Source organism: Sphingomonas sp. LT1P40, assembly GCF_036663835.1.
Lineage (GTDB): Bacteria > Pseudomonadota > Alphaproteobacteria > Sphingomonadales > Sphingomonadaceae > Sphingomonas.
This window is the reverse complement of the sequence record NZ_JAXOJT010000001.1, coordinates 433984-447099: the sequence shown is the minus strand read 5'-3', so window position 1 is coordinate 447099 and position 13116 is coordinate 433984. Positions and strand designations below refer to the sequence as shown.

Below are 13116 nucleotides of genomic sequence, written 5' to 3'. Positions count from 1 at the left end.
TTGAATGTTGTACGTTCTGCTCTTCATGATCCGCAATGCACCCTCGTCGAACGCCGACAGTGCCAATACCGGCTATCGCGTTTCAACGCCACGTACTTGCGACGCGGTCGGGGTGGTGTTGCGCGACGCCTATGAGCGCGATCTGGGGATCCCGGACGATATGGCGTCGCTACTCCGCCAGTTGAACGTGCGCAGTTTGCAGGACAATTGACGAGACAAAGCGGCGAAGCGGTCAGCGCTCGCGGCTTAAATCCTCGACTTCGGCCATGATCGTATCGAGCGCACTGCGACCGTCGCTTTCAGAATCATGGCGCGATGGCAGGGTGCCGCCGTTCATCAACGCCTCCAGCGCGACACGACCGCGCGCGACGCGACTCTTGATCGTGCCGACCGCGACGCCGCAAATCTCGGCCGCTTCCTCATAGGCAAAGCCGCCGGCACCGACGAGGATCAGTGCCTCGCGCTGCGGTTGCGGCAGGTGCATCAGCGCACGCTGCATATCGGCGAGTTCGACATGACGATCCTGACTTGCCGGAGCCGCGAGCAACCGGTCGGCAACCAAATCATCCCATTCGCCCTTGAAGCGCGCACGACGCATCTGGCTCAGATACAAATTGCGCAGGATGATGAAGGTCCAAGCCCGCATGTTGGTGCCAGCCTGAAACCGCTGGCGCGCCGCCCACGCCTTCATCAGCGTTTCCTGTACCAGATCGTCGGCGGTGTCGCGGTTGCCTGACAGCGATCTGCCGAACGCGCGCAGATGCGGAATTACGACCGCAAGCTGTTGCTTGAACTCCGGGTCGGAGAGCGCAACATGCTCGATCGGTGCTGCATCTTCAGCATCCTGCTCACTGTCGGTCATTCGATTCCGTTCGTCTCGCATCGCACACGCGATGCCGCCTCAAATAGATAAACCGGCTTTTCGGAGCCAGCCCCTGTCGTCAGAGCAACAGGAAGATCGCAAAGATGACGATGACAAGAACCAGCGATATCGCAAGGATATAGCGAGTCATATGGGGTGTCGCACCGGCGCGGGCGTCTTCGGTGCTGATGTGGGTGGGTTCGTTTGAGTCAACCATCCCGCATCAACACGCGAAAACCGTTTTGGCTCCGTAAGAAATGGAACTCAGTCCACCGGCACCGTCGATTGATCGAAAAACAGCGCCTGACTGATCGCCGCCTTCACCGTCGAACGCTGAAACGGCTTGGTAATCAGGAAGGTCGGCTCGGGCCGCTCCCCGGTCAACAACCGCTCCGGGAATGCGGTGATGAAGATCACGGGCACGTTGAACTGCGCCAGGATATCCTTGACCGCGTCGATACCGGAACTGTCGTCGGCCAGCTGAATGTCCGCCAGTACCAGGCCGGGGCGATCCTCCATCGCCAGAGCGACCGCCTCGTCGCGCGTCACGGCAACGCCGGTTACTTCATGACCTTGATCGCGGACGATGGTCTCCAGATCCATCGCGATCAGCGGCTCGTCCTCGATAATCATCACGCGCGCACGCGTCTGGCTGTCGATTTCGCCCAGCGCATCGGTGACGAGGCTGTCGACCGAATCGGCGGATTCCTCGAGCAGATAAGCGGCGTCCTCGCTCGTAAACCCCTCCATGGCGGTCAGCAGTAACGCTTGGCGCGAGCGCGGCGCGAGGCGGGCGAGGCGGGCACGGGCGATCGCTTCGTTATCGCTTAGCGGATCGATATCCTCGACCCGGTCGTCGAGATGAGTCGAGCCCCAGATCGCCTGAAACGTGCGGTACAGTCCCAGTCGGGGATCTACGTCGCGCGGGAATTCTTCGGGTGCAGCGACGATCGCCTCCAGCGTCGCACGAACATAACGATCACCCTCGGTCTGGCTTCCGGTGAGCGCCCGGCCATAACGGCGCAGGAAAGGAAGATGGGGCGCGAGCTGCTGTCCAAGCGACATGGTCTTGTAATTCTCCTTCGGCGACGCCGCGTTCTGGATGCGGAGTCGTGGCATTGCAAGTGGTGCTGCGGGTCCGAAGAAAAGCCCCTCCCCGGATTTCGCATCGCCTATGGAACAATCGAGCCGTAAAATGGTTTCATCGCTCGAACGCACGGCTATCTGCGTGTTCCCGGCATCTTGCGGTCGTCGGTTTTTTTGTGCATCCGCCCATCCCGGGGCAATCAGGGGGACGAAGTGCGTTCGGCCGACGAGAAGAAAAAGGAGCCGCTGGTGCGGACTGGCGGCGGAACAGGCACGCGCAAGGACCGGAACATCGGTGATGCGCTGCGCCGCGTCTATCAGGATGCTGCCGACGAAAAGATTCCGGATGACCTGCTCGACCTGCTCGGCAAGCTCGATTAGCTCATGCACCGATGGCCGATGTACAGATTGACGGGGACGACCTGACGCGCCGCACTTCAGGCAATCCGCTCGCCGCCGTTGCGCGAATGCCGACCGGGGCAAAGGTTTTCCTGATTATCAGCGCGGCCATGCTGCCGCTCGCGCTCATCGCATTTTTCGCTTCGATCCAGACCACGCGCATCGCCGATCAGGAAGTGCGCGGACGGCTGCGCGTTGCGATCGCCGAGGCTGCGCGCGCGTTGCGCAGCGAACTTGCCTATGAGCTGCGCGAGCTGCGCGGGGCGTTGCCGGCGGTCGCGGGGGCGGTGCCCAATTGCGGTCGTCTGGCGGGCGTGTTCGAGCCACAGGCTGCGAACGGCATTCGCTATGCGATGATGGACCCCGACGGACGGTTGCTGTGCGGCGTGCCGATCCCCCCTGCCAGTGGCGAACGCGTGGCGGGCGGCGCAATCGATCTGCGGCTGATCGCCGATACCGGTGCCCAGATCGAAGTCGCAGGGGCGACCGGGCATATTGCGCGCGCCTTTTTCCCCACCGCCTTTCTCGCCGCCTCTGCCGAACCCAGCGCGATGGCGCGCGATTACGGCATCACGCTGTCAGGCCCGGAACAGTCGCTGGTGCTGCGCAGCCTCACCGCCACCGGCGCGCTCGACCGGCGCGAGGAGCAGCAGGTCGATCTGGGCGTGCAGGGTCTTCAACTTGAAATGGCGGTGGCCAGCGCGCCGATCACGTCGTCGATGGTGATCGCGGCGATCGCGCCGTTCCTGATGTGGCTGACCGCCGCGGGCATATCGTGGTTCGTGGTCGATCGACTGCTGATCCGTCCGCTGCGCCGCCTGCGCACCACGGTCGGTGCCTACCAGCCCGGCGAGGTAATCGACCCGATCGCCGGCAGCGATATCCCGGCGCAGGAAATCCGCGCGCTCGGCGACACATTCCGCGATCTCAGTCGAACCGTGCAACTGCACGAACATGACCTTGCCGAAGGACTGTCGCGCCAAACCAAATTGACGCGTGAAGTTCATCACCGCGTCAAGAATAACCTTCAGGTGATCGCCAGCCTCATCAACTTCCACGCACGCGGCGCGAAGTCTCCGGAGGCGCTGGCCGCCTATGCCTCGATCCAGCGGCGCGTCGATGCGCTCGCGGTGGTCCATCGCCATCATTATGCCGGGTTCGAGCAGACGCGCGGTATCGAGATTCGCCCGGTCATCGGTGAACTCGCATCGAACATCCGCGCGACGGCGCCCGACGACACCGCGATCGGCATCGTTCTGGATATCGAGCCTTGGCTGGTGTCGCAGGACAATGCCGTTGCAGTGGCGTTTCTGATTACAGAGATCGTCGAGCTGGCGATCAACTGCAGCGATACCGCGCAGATCCGCATTTCGATGAAGGCGATGGATGCTGGATCGGATCAGGCGATGCTGCGGATCAGCTCCTCCGCGTTGGCGGACAATCCCGGCTTCGCCGAGTTGTATGAGCGCCGCTACGGTCGAGTCATTGGGGGTCTGGCGCGTCAGCTTCGCTCGCAGCTCCACCACGATCCACTGGTGGGCGCGTTTGAACTTCCGGTCGCTGTTACCGGCCCCCAATAAAAAATCGAAAAAATCGAATTTCGGTTGGAACCCATTTTCTCAAAGTACGTTTTACACTTCGGATAGTGACTTTTTGCCCCCCCGCTCTCGCTATCCACGATACAGGCCCGGAAGCGTCCACCCTCCCCCCCCCCGGTGACGCTTCCGGGCCTAATTCTTTCCCACCGCTCTCAATCTACCTTCTGCAACGCTCGCGGAACGATTTTGCACGTTCGCGCATTTCAGCGTTTGGAGTTTCGGTTGGAGAATGACGATGCGTAAGTTTTTTGCTGCGGCGCTGATTGCCGGCGCGGTTGCCCTGTCGGGCTGCAATACGATTCAGGGCGTGGGCAAGGACGTCTCGTCGGCTGGCGATACCGTCGCCAAAACGGCCGACGACGCCAAGTAACTCGCTGAAGGATTATTCTCCGGCGGCGGCTTCGGCTGCCGCCGTTTTTTCGCGCCGCCTGCGCGTAAACCAGATCGCCACCAGCGACAGGCCGTAGAGCAGGCACAAAGGCCCCGCCAGCAACAACTGCGACCCGATATCTGGGGGCGTCAGCACGGCAGCGATCGCAAACGCCGCGACCACTGCATAGCGCCACGCGCCCTTGAGCTGCTCATAGGTGACGATGCCCGCTCGTTCGAGCAGCATCAGCAGCACCGGCAACAGGAACGAGATGCCGAACGCGAACAGGAACTGCATTACGAACGACAGATAGTTCGCAACCGATGGCATCGCTTCCTGCTTCACCCCCCCGCCCAGATCGCCTTCCAGTCCCAGCAGGAAGTTCAGTGCGACGGGGATTGCGAAATAATAGGCCATCGCTGCGCCCATCGTGAACAGCACCGGGGTCGCCAGCAGGAACGGCAACAGCGCCTTACGCTCTTTCTTGTAAAGTCCCGGTGCCACGAACAGCCACAGCTGGTTGGCGATGATCGGGAAGGACACCATCATAGCGGCAAAGAATGCGACCTTGATCTGGACCAGGAACGCCTCGAAAATCTGCGTGAAGATCAGGCGGTTCTGCCCTGCCTCGGCCAGCGGATGCACCAGAAACCCGAAAATCGGCCGGGCAAAGTAAAACGCCACGGCAAAGGTCAGGACCAGCGACAACACGCTGTAGAGCAGGCGCCGACGCAGTTCGATCAGATGATCGAGCAACGGTGCCTCTGTGCCCTGTAGTTCGTCGTCGCTCACGATGCCGCCTTTTTGCGCGGTGCGCGCGGTTTGCGCGCGGACTTGGCCCCCGGTTCCACAACAGCGGGTTCGGGCTTCAGCGCGGGCGGCTCCGTCATCACGGGCGGCGCGTCCTCGGGATCGACCACAGCTGGCGTCGCACCGTCCGGATTGGGATCATAGACCGGCGCAGGCAGCATTTTCTCGGGCGGATGTTCGCGCATGATGCGCTCATTCTCCTCCGCCCATTTCTTTTCCATTTCGGACAGTTCGGCTTCGCGCACCATATTGTCGAATCCGCTGCGAAACTGGCTCGCAACCCCGCGCGCCTTGCCGACCCAGTGGCCGATAAAGCGCATTGCCTTTGGCAGGTCTTTCGGCCCGATCACCAGCAGGGCGACGATCGCCACCACCAGAAATTCAGGCGCGTTGAAATCGAGCATGTCGTGCAGCTACTCCGACGCCGCCCGGGCTGGCCGGACGGTCGCGATTAACGCTCTTCGTGCGCCGGACGCGCTTCGGTCTGCGCCTGCGGCTGGGGATCGCCCACCCGCTTGGCTTCGATTTCCGCAGGCTTGGCCGGCGTCTCGTCTTCCTCCGACATGCCCTTCTTGAACTGCTTGATGCCCTTGGCGACATCACCCATCATGTTCGAGAAGCGGCTGCCCCCGAAAAGAAGGATCACGAGGACACCGACAATCAGCCAGTGCATCAGACTCATACCACCCATCGGGATTCTCCGTTGATTCCGGGCCTATCTAGTCCTCTTCGTCGGGACTTTCCACCGCCGCGTCGCCCGATTGTACGGCATCGAACGCAAGATCGACCGGATCGAGCAGTCCGGCGGCGCGCAGATCGTCGATTCCGGGCAGATCGCGGCGGCCCGCCAGCCCGAAATGGGTGAGGAATTCGGCCGTCGTTGCATAGGTCAGCGGGCGTCCCGGCACCTCGCGCCGCCCCGCCGGACGGATCCAGCCTGCCTCCATCAGTACGTCGAGCGTTCCCTTGCTGATCTGCACCCCCCGGATCGCCTCGATTTCCGCGCGCGTCACCGGTTCGTGGTAAGCGATGATCGCCAGCGTCTCGATCCCCGCACGGCTCAGCTTGCGGCTGTCTTCCCGGTCCCGGCGCAGGAAATTGGCGAGATCGGCGGCGGTCTGGAAATGCCAGCGCCCGCCACGCTCGACGAGTTCGATGCCGCGCCCGGCATATTGTTCAAGCAGCGCCGCCAATGCGGCCGCGATATCCGCCTCGTCGCCGACATAGGCGCGCAGGTCGGTGACGGTCAGCGGTTGTTCGGCGGCGAACAGCACGGCTTCAACGGCGCGCATGGTCTCGTCGATCATGCCGGTGCCGCCTTCAGATAGAGCGGCGCGAATGCCGATTTCTGCTTCAACTCCACGCGCCCTTGCCGCGCCAGTTCCAGCGCGGCGACGAAGGACGAGGCCAGCGTCGATTTGCGATAGAGTCCGGTCGCATCGGCGGGCAGAAAACTCTCGATCGTCGACCAGTCGATCCGCTCCCCCACCATCGCCGAAATGCGTGAAATCGCATCCTCCAGCGTCATCACCGGGCGCACCGCGACGATATGCATCACCGGGCGGGTCCGCGCGCTGATCCGGCCATAAGCGGAAATCAGGTCGTAAATCTCGGCCTGCCACCGCGACTTGCGCACCACCCGCAGCCCCTCCGGCGCGGCGCGCGGGAACACGTCCCGGCCCATCCGGTCGCGCGCCACCAGCCGCGCGCCCGCCTCGCGCATCGCGTTCAGCCGTTCGAGGCGCAGTTGCAGGCGCAGCGCCAGATCTTCGGGGCTGGGTGTCTCCTCAGGGTCGCGCGGAAGCAGCAGCGCGGATTTGAGATAGGCCAGCCACGCCGCCATCACCAGATAATCGGCGGCGACCTCAAGCTTCAGCTCGCGCGCTTCGTTGACGTAGCGCAAATACTGATCGACCAGTTCGAGGATCGACAATTGCCGCAGATCGACCTTTTGCGACCGCGCCAGCGCGAGCAGCAGGTCGAGTGGCCCTTCCCAGCCGTCGATATCGATCGTGAGGGGTTGGGGATCGGTCACACCAGCGCCAGCAATGCGTCACGCTTCGCCACCAGCGTGTCGATGTCCGCCGCCTCCGGCTTCACGCTCGCCATCGCGCGGTCGAGCCGTGCCAGCGTCTCCGCACTGGCATCGCCCAGCTTGCCCGCGATCTCCTCCATCTCGTCCATCCGCGCCCAGCAATCGAGCGCGACGTCGATTCCCGCCGCGACCGCCGCCGCCGCCTTGTCGCCCGCGGTGCCCGACAGCGCCTTCATATCGATATCGTCGGTCATCAGCAGCCCGTCGAACCCGATCCGCCCCCGGATCACGTCGCGAATGATCGTCGGCGAGAGCGTTGCCGGGTTGTCCGCGTCCCATGCCTTGAACACGACGTGACAGGTCATGCCCATCGGGGCGTTCCGCAGCGTGCGGAAGGGTTCGATATCGCTCTCAAGCTCAGCGTCGGTGGCGGTAACGACGGGCAGCTCATAATGGCTGTCGACCACGCCGCGCCCATGCCCCGGCATATGCTTGACGATGCCGACCACCCCGCCCCGTGCCATCCCGTCCAGCATCGCCCGGCCCAGCGCGGCGACGCGCATCGGTTCGCTGCCGAACGTCCGTTCGCCCACCGCCGGGGTCGTCTCCGCCTGACGCACGTCAAGCAAAGGCGCGCAGTTCACGTTGACGCCGACCTCGGTCAGCATCAGCGCCAGCGCATGCCCGTTCGCCCGCGCCGCCTCAATCGCCGAGGAGGGGGCAAGGTCGTAAAGCGCGTCGAACGCTGGCCCGGCGGGGAATGGCTGCCATTCTGGCGGCTTCATCCGGGAGACACGCCCGCCCTCCTGATCGATCAGGATCGGTACATCGTCGCGGCCGGACAAGTCACGCAGGCTGTCGGTCAGCGCCAGCATCTGCGCGCGGTCCATGCAGTTGCGACCGAACAGGATGTAACCGAGCGGTTCCGCCTCACGGAAAAACGCGCGTTCTTGCGCCGTGAGTTCGGGGCCGGACAGGCCGAAGATGACGGGCTTCATGCTGGGGTTTCAGTAACAGCGGTGTCAACCGGAGCGGTTGACAGACTTGACGTTTTTACGCGTGTGTAAGGCGGTTGTCGGGAGGGCGTTGTCATCCGCAGACTAGATCAGGCGAATTCCAACATTTCCAGTGGAAATAGTCCGATTGATCCTCCCCAAGGCGCAGAACTTGGACTTGATGACATCCCCCAACCCCGTCACCCCGGGCTTGACCCGGGGTCCCGCTTCTTCGAGCGGTCGCCATTAGCGGCACCCCGGGTCAAGCCCGGGGTGACGAGAAGATTTCGTCACGCTGTAAGGGATCAGCCCCCCGCCAGGAAACATCCCTCACCCGCTGCCTTAAGCCGCCCGCACAGCTCGCGCGCCTGGCCGTTGCTGCCGGCGTTGACGCGCAGACGATAGACGGTGTTGCCGTTGACTTCCGCCTTCTCGACCGATTTGCCTAAGGGGGCGAGATAATTAAACCGCTTCGATATCCCCGCCCAGGCCGAATTCGCGCTGGCCTCGCTGGGGAATGAGCCAAGCTGGATCGTGGCACTGCCTGCCGAGGGTCCGGGCGATTTCTGCGTCGGAGCCGCCGCCTTTGCCACGCCTCCGGAGGACGGGATCGGGGCGGTCACGCGGCTTGCACCCGTCGTGGGTGGGGGTGCCGCTTTCGGCGCAGCCTTGCCCGCCACCGGCGCCTCCGGCATCGCGCCAACATTGACGGAGCCATTGGTAGTCGCGCCCTCGCTGGCGGCAAAAACGGTGTCGCCCTCGCCCTCCACCTTCATACCGTCGGGCCGGTCGGGCTTGACCTTGTAATCACCCTCCTGCGCGTTGATGAGCGCGCCGGAGCCTTCGCCGCCGCCATTGCGCTGATACCACCAATAGCCGCCGACCGCCGCCGCGATCACCGCCAGCCCCAGAATGACGAGCAGCACGATGCGCAGGACCGATGGCCCTTCCTCATAATCGTCCTCGACCGTTTCCAGCCAGGGAAGCCGCTCTTCGGTGTAACCCTCTCCCGCATTCATCAGTTCAGCTCCTGAACCGCCTCCACGCCCATGATGGCGAGGCCGTTGCGGATAACCTGCCCGATCGCGTCGGCGAGGAAAAGCCGCGCGGCAGTCAGCTCAGGCTGGTCGGCAAGCAGGAAGCGGCGCGACGGATCGTCATTGCCCATATTCCACCACGCGTGAAACTCTGCCGCCAAGTCGTAGAGATAAAAGGCGATTCGATGCGGTTCGCGGTTGGTCGCGGCGCTCTCAACGACGCGTGGAAACTGCGCGGCGAGCTTCACCAGCCCCAGTTCGACCGTATCAAGCAGGGACAGGTCGGCGGCGATTGGCGCAATCCCGGCCTCCGCCGCGCGGCGATGGAGCGATGCGACTCGGGCGTGGGCGTACTGGACATAGAAAACGGGATTGTCCTTCGACGCCTCCACCACCTTGGCGAAATCGAAGTCCATCTGGGCATCGGCCTTGCGCGTCAGCATGGTGAAGCGAACGACATCCTTGCCGACCTCGCTGACGACATCTGCCAGCGTGACGAAATTGCCTGAGCGCTTGGACATCTTCACCGGCTCGCCGTTGCGTAGCAGGCGAACCATCTGCACAAGCTTCACGTCGAAGCGTGTCTTGCTCTCGGTCAGCGCTGCGACTGCCGCGACGATGCGCTTGACCGTGCCCGCGTGATCCGCGCCCCAGATGTCGATCAGTTGATCGGCATTCTGCGCCTTCTGAAAGTGGTACGCCATGTCGGCACCGAAATAGGTCCAGCTGCCGTTCGACTTCTTGATCGGGCGATCCTGATCGTCGCCGAATTTGGACGAGCGGAACAGCGGGAGCTCGACCGGCTCCCAGTCCTCGGGCGTCTCGCCCTTCGGCGCCTCGAGTACGCCGTCATAGACCAGATCATGTTCGCGCAGCCACGCCTCGGCCTCTTCGGGCTTGCCCGCGGCCTGCAATTCCGCCTCGGACGAAAACAGGTCGTGATGGATACCGAGCAGCGCGAGGTCGGCGCGGATCATCACCAGCATCGCGGCCACCGCTTCCTTGCGGAACAGGATCAGCCAGTCGGCTTCGGGTGCGGTGACGAACTTGTCGCCATGTTCGGCCGCCAGCTTCTCGCCGACCGGCACCAGATAATCGCCGGGATACAGGCCCTCGGGAATCTCGATCGTCTCGCCCAGCGCCTCGCGATAACGCAAGTGGACGGAGCGGGCGAGCGTATCGACCTGGCCGCCCGCATCGTTGACATAATATTCGCGGATGACGGTGTGCCCGACCGCCTCCAGCAGGCTAGCCAGCGCATCGCCCACCACCGCCCCCCGGCAATGGCCCATGTGCATGGGGCCTGTCGGGTTGGCGGAGACGTACTCGATGTTGACGGTGACGCCCGCGCCACCGGTCGAGCGGCCGTACTGGTCGCCCGCCGTCTCGATCGCGGCAAGCTCGCCGCGCCATGTCGCGTCGGTCAGCGTCAGGTTGATGAAGCCGGGGCCGGCAACCGACACCGCCGAAACTTCGTCCAGCTTTTCCAGCTCGGCCGCAATCTTCTCCGCCAGCGCGCGCGGGTTAGTGCCCGCGGGCTTGGCCAGCACCATCGCGGCGTTGGTCGCCAGGTCGCCATGCGTCGTGTCGCGCGGCGGCTCCACCGTCACCGCGCGTCGCTCCAGCCCGGACGGCAAATCGCCGGATGCGACCAGCGCGTCCAGAGCAGCGTCGAGATGGGCAGCGAAACGGATGTAGAGCGTCATGGGCAGGTCCGATGATTGGCAGAGCGGCGCGCTCTAGCGCACGCACGCGCCTTCGTCACCTGATCGCGGCAAACGACGCCTGACGACGATGCTCGACGATATTGCCAATCACATAGATTGCGAGGCCCGACCAGATCAGCCCGAAGCAGATCATGTGCGCGGTCGTCATCGACTCGCCGAAGAAGGTGATGGCAAGGACGAAGCCCATCGTCGGCGCGATATACTGCAACAGCCCCAGCGTCGAATAGGGCAACCGTCGAGCGGCTCCGGCGAACAGCAGCAGCGGGATCGCGGTGACGAAACCCGATGATATCAACACCCCCGTAATCCAGTGCTCGCTGCCGAATGCCAGTCCGCCATTACCGGACAGCCAGAACACGTACAGCGCGGCGAACGGCGCGAGGATAACGGTCTCGATCGTCAGCCCTTCCAGCGCCTCCACCGGCGCGATCTTGCGGACGAAACCGTAAAAGCCGAAACTGAACGCCAGAGCGAGGCTGATCCAGATGCCCTGCCCCGCCCCCACCGCCAGCACGGTCACGCCGATCGCGGCCAACGCGACCGCCGCCATCTGTGGCTTGCCCAGCTTTTCGCGCAACAGCACCACGCCAAGCAGGACGTTGACCAGCGGATTAAGGAAATAGCCAAGGCTCGCCTCCAGCACATGATGGTGCTGGATCGCCCAGATGAACACCAGCCAGTTGGCGGAGATCAGCGCCGAACTCGCCGCCAGCAACAGCATCGCGCGCCGGTTGCGCAGTGCCGCCAGCAATGCCGCACCCCGCCGGAACGCGATCACCAGCACCGCCAGTAGCCCGAGCGACCACAGCACTCGCATCGCCACCACTTCGCCTGCATCGACCGCCGTCAGCAGCCAGAAGAACAGCGGCAGCACGCCCCACATCACATAGGCCGCCAGCCCCTGAGTCAGGCCGGTGCGGTCGAGACGCGGAGCAGGAATGGGATCGGCACGAGCCATGACGCACAGATGGGGACGATGCTGCACCGCGTCAAAGCATCGCGGCTATCCCGTTGCAAAGCGAAACTGTTGCCAGTGAAACGATCAGACGCGAACCAGCCCGTCCAGCGCCTTCGCCGTTTTCTGTCCCGGGAACAGCGCCGCCATCGCCCGCTGCGGATCGACGCCGAAATGCGCCGCCGTTGCGCTGCCGATGACGGTGTCCAACCCCGCCGTTGGTTTCAGGTCTCGGCCCTCATATAGCGCCGCATCGCTCAGGCCCGGCCAGTCGGCGACGACGCGCCCGCCCTGCACCGCACCGCCCAGCAGCATCGCGACCGATCCGGTGCCGTGATCGGTGCCGCCGGTGCCGTTGACCTTGACCGTCCGCCCGAACTCGGTGGCGACCAGGATCATCGTCTTGCTCCATAGCGGCCCAAGCCCGGTCTTGAGCGATGCGATCATCTGGTCGAGGCCATTGAGCTGCCCGCCCAGCCGCCCGCGCTGTGCGGCATGCGTGTCCCAGCCGCCGGTTTCGATCATCGCGATCCGCGCACCATTCTGTGCCGCCAGCAGCCGCGCCGCGAGCGCGCCGGTGGCGGCAGCGTTGCGGCCATTGTCGGAGGCGAGGTCGCCGGTCAGCGTGCGCGTCGCCGTCGCCTGCTGCCAGATTGCGTGCAGATGCGGGTCCTCGGCATAGAGCATCGATACGCGCGACAGCAGGTCGTCCGACGCATCGGGCAGCGCGGAGGGGGCATAGGACGACACCTCGACTCGCCCGCGCATCGCCATCGGGATCGTCGCGGCGACGGCAATCGCCTTGCGCGCATCGTCGGGGAGCACGCCAAGCAGGCGGTTCACCCAGCCATCCTTGAGCTGATAGGCCGCGTTACCCCCGGTTTCGAGCACGTTCTGCGCGTCGAAATGCGAGCGGTCGCGATAGGGTGAGGCGACGGCGTGGACGAACAGCGCCTCCTTCGCCGCATAAAGTTGCGCGACATTTTTCAGATTGGGATGCAGCGCGAACATCGAGTCCAGCTTCGTCGCACCGGCGAAATCCTGTGCCAGCACCCCGCGCTGCCCCGCAAAAGCGGGATCGCCGACCGGGGCGACGGTGCCCAGGCCATCGGCGGCCCCGCGCTGGATGATGAACACGAAACGACGGTCGGTCGCGGCCTGCGCAAAGGCGAGACGCGGGGCGAAACCGAGCGAGAGCGCGCCAGCGCTCCCAGTCAGAACGAAATTGCGGCGTGTAAGCAT

The 13116-nt window shown here is 64.1% G+C and carries 17 protein-coding genes; 4 read left to right on the top strand and 13 right to left on the bottom strand.

The genetic code is table 11. The features are described from left to right. Nucleotides 1–4 precede the first annotated feature (4 nt). The gene (locus tag U1702_RS02195) at nucleotides 5–211 is read left to right on the top strand and encodes a hypothetical protein (RefSeq protein WP_332721664.1); all 207 of its coding nucleotides are present in this window, start codon (nucleotides 5–7) and stop codon (nucleotides 209–211) included. 21 nt (nucleotides 212–232) lie between these two features. Here the strand turns inward: U1702_RS02195 and U1702_RS02190 are convergent, their stop codons facing one another. The 3 genes from U1702_RS02190 to U1702_RS02180 form a co-directional block, all read right to left on the bottom strand. Continuing rightward, nucleotides 233–862, bottom strand: a complete 630-nt coding sequence (locus U1702_RS02190) for a sigma-70 family RNA polymerase sigma factor (RefSeq protein ID WP_332721662.1) — start codon at nucleotides 860–862, stop codon at nucleotides 233–235. Nucleotides 863–941: 79 nt separating this feature from the next. After that, a complete protein-coding gene (locus U1702_RS02185; protein WP_332721660.1) occupies nucleotides 942–1079 on the bottom strand; it encodes a hypothetical protein in 138 nt (45 codons plus the stop codon). Between the two features lie 47 nt (nucleotides 1080–1126). Then, nucleotides 1127–1927 (bottom strand): response regulator, encoded by an 801-nt coding sequence (locus tag U1702_RS02180; RefSeq protein WP_332724539.1) that lies wholly within the window; start codon nucleotides 1925–1927, stop codon nucleotides 1127–1129. A gap of 234 nt (nucleotides 1928–2161) precedes the next feature. Between U1702_RS02180 and U1702_RS02175 the strand changes: the two genes are divergently transcribed. The 3 genes from U1702_RS02175 to U1702_RS02165 all read left to right on the top strand — a co-directional run bounded on the left by U1702_RS02175 (nucleotide 2162) and on the right by U1702_RS02165 (nucleotide 4315). Continuing rightward, nucleotides 2162–2329, top strand: a complete 168-nt coding sequence (locus tag U1702_RS02175; protein ID WP_332721659.1) for a NepR family anti-sigma factor — start codon at nucleotides 2162–2164, stop codon at nucleotides 2327–2329. An 11-nt stretch (nucleotides 2330–2340) separates the two neighbouring features. Beyond that, on the top strand, nucleotides 2341–3927 hold the full coding sequence (locus U1702_RS02170; RefSeq protein WP_332721657.1) for a sensor histidine kinase: 1587 nt from the start codon (nucleotides 2341–2343) through the stop codon (nucleotides 3925–3927). Between the two features lie 253 nt (nucleotides 3928–4180). Next, nucleotides 4181–4315: an entericidin A/B family lipoprotein gene (locus U1702_RS02165; protein ID WP_332721655.1), complete on the top strand. Its 135-nt coding sequence runs from the start codon at nucleotides 4181–4183 to the stop codon at nucleotides 4313–4315. Nucleotides 4316–4327: 12 nt separating this feature from the next. On the opposite strand, the gene tatC is transcribed toward U1702_RS02165, so the two are convergent. The 10 genes from tatC to U1702_RS02115 form a co-directional block, all read right to left on the bottom strand. Then, on the bottom strand, nucleotides 4328–5110 hold the full coding sequence (gene tatC / locus U1702_RS02160; protein WP_443026824.1) for a twin-arginine translocase subunit TatC: 783 nt from the start codon (nucleotides 5108–5110) through the stop codon (nucleotides 4328–4330). Further along, nucleotides 5104–5529, bottom strand: coding sequence for a Sec-independent protein translocase protein TatB (gene tatB, locus U1702_RS02155; protein ID WP_332721652.1), 426 nt, complete (start codon nucleotides 5527–5529; stop codon nucleotides 5104–5106). The genes tatC and tatB overlap by 7 nt, the downstream gene beginning before the upstream one ends. A 47-nt stretch (nucleotides 5530–5576) precedes the next feature. Next, nucleotides 5577–5816 (bottom strand): twin-arginine translocase TatA/TatE family subunit, encoded by a 240-nt coding sequence (locus U1702_RS02150; RefSeq protein ID WP_332721650.1) that lies wholly within the window; start codon nucleotides 5814–5816, stop codon nucleotides 5577–5579. Nucleotides 5817–5844: 28 nt separating this feature from the next. Further along, the gene (gene scpB / locus U1702_RS02145) at nucleotides 5845–6432 is read right to left on the bottom strand and encodes an SMC-Scp complex subunit ScpB (protein WP_332721648.1); all 588 of its coding nucleotides are present in this window, start codon (nucleotides 6430–6432) and stop codon (nucleotides 5845–5847) included. Then, entirely contained in the window at nucleotides 6429–7160 is a 732-nt protein-coding gene (locus tag U1702_RS02140; RefSeq protein ID WP_332721647.1) for a segregation and condensation protein A, read from the bottom strand. Before U1702_RS02140 ends, scpB begins: the two co-directional genes overlap by 4 nt. Next, the gene (gene nagZ, locus U1702_RS02135; protein ID WP_332721645.1) at nucleotides 7157–8158 is read right to left on the bottom strand and encodes a beta-N-acetylhexosaminidase; all 1002 of its coding nucleotides are present in this window, start codon (nucleotides 8156–8158) and stop codon (nucleotides 7157–7159) included. Before nagZ ends, U1702_RS02140 begins: the two co-directional genes overlap by 4 nt. A 302-nt stretch (nucleotides 8159–8460) precedes the next feature. Further along, on the bottom strand, nucleotides 8461–9174 hold the full coding sequence (locus tag U1702_RS02130; protein ID WP_332721643.1) for an SPOR domain-containing protein: 714 nt from the start codon (nucleotides 9172–9174) through the stop codon (nucleotides 8461–8463). Then, the gene (gene argS, locus U1702_RS02125) at nucleotides 9174–10898 is read right to left on the bottom strand and encodes an arginine--tRNA ligase (protein WP_332721641.1); all 1725 of its coding nucleotides are present in this window, start codon (nucleotides 10896–10898) and stop codon (nucleotides 9174–9176) included. Before argS ends, U1702_RS02130 begins: the two co-directional genes overlap by 1 nt. A 55-nt stretch (nucleotides 10899–10953) precedes the next feature. Then, complete coding sequence (gene rarD / locus U1702_RS02120; RefSeq protein ID WP_332721639.1) at nucleotides 10954–11877, bottom strand: EamA family transporter RarD; 924 nt, start codon at nucleotides 11875–11877, stop codon at nucleotides 10954–10956. Nucleotides 11878–11961: 84 nt separating this feature from the next. Then, on the bottom strand, nucleotides 11962–13116 hold the full coding sequence (locus U1702_RS02115) for a DUF1501 domain-containing protein (protein WP_332721637.1): 1155 nt from the start codon (nucleotides 13114–13116) through the stop codon (nucleotides 11962–11964).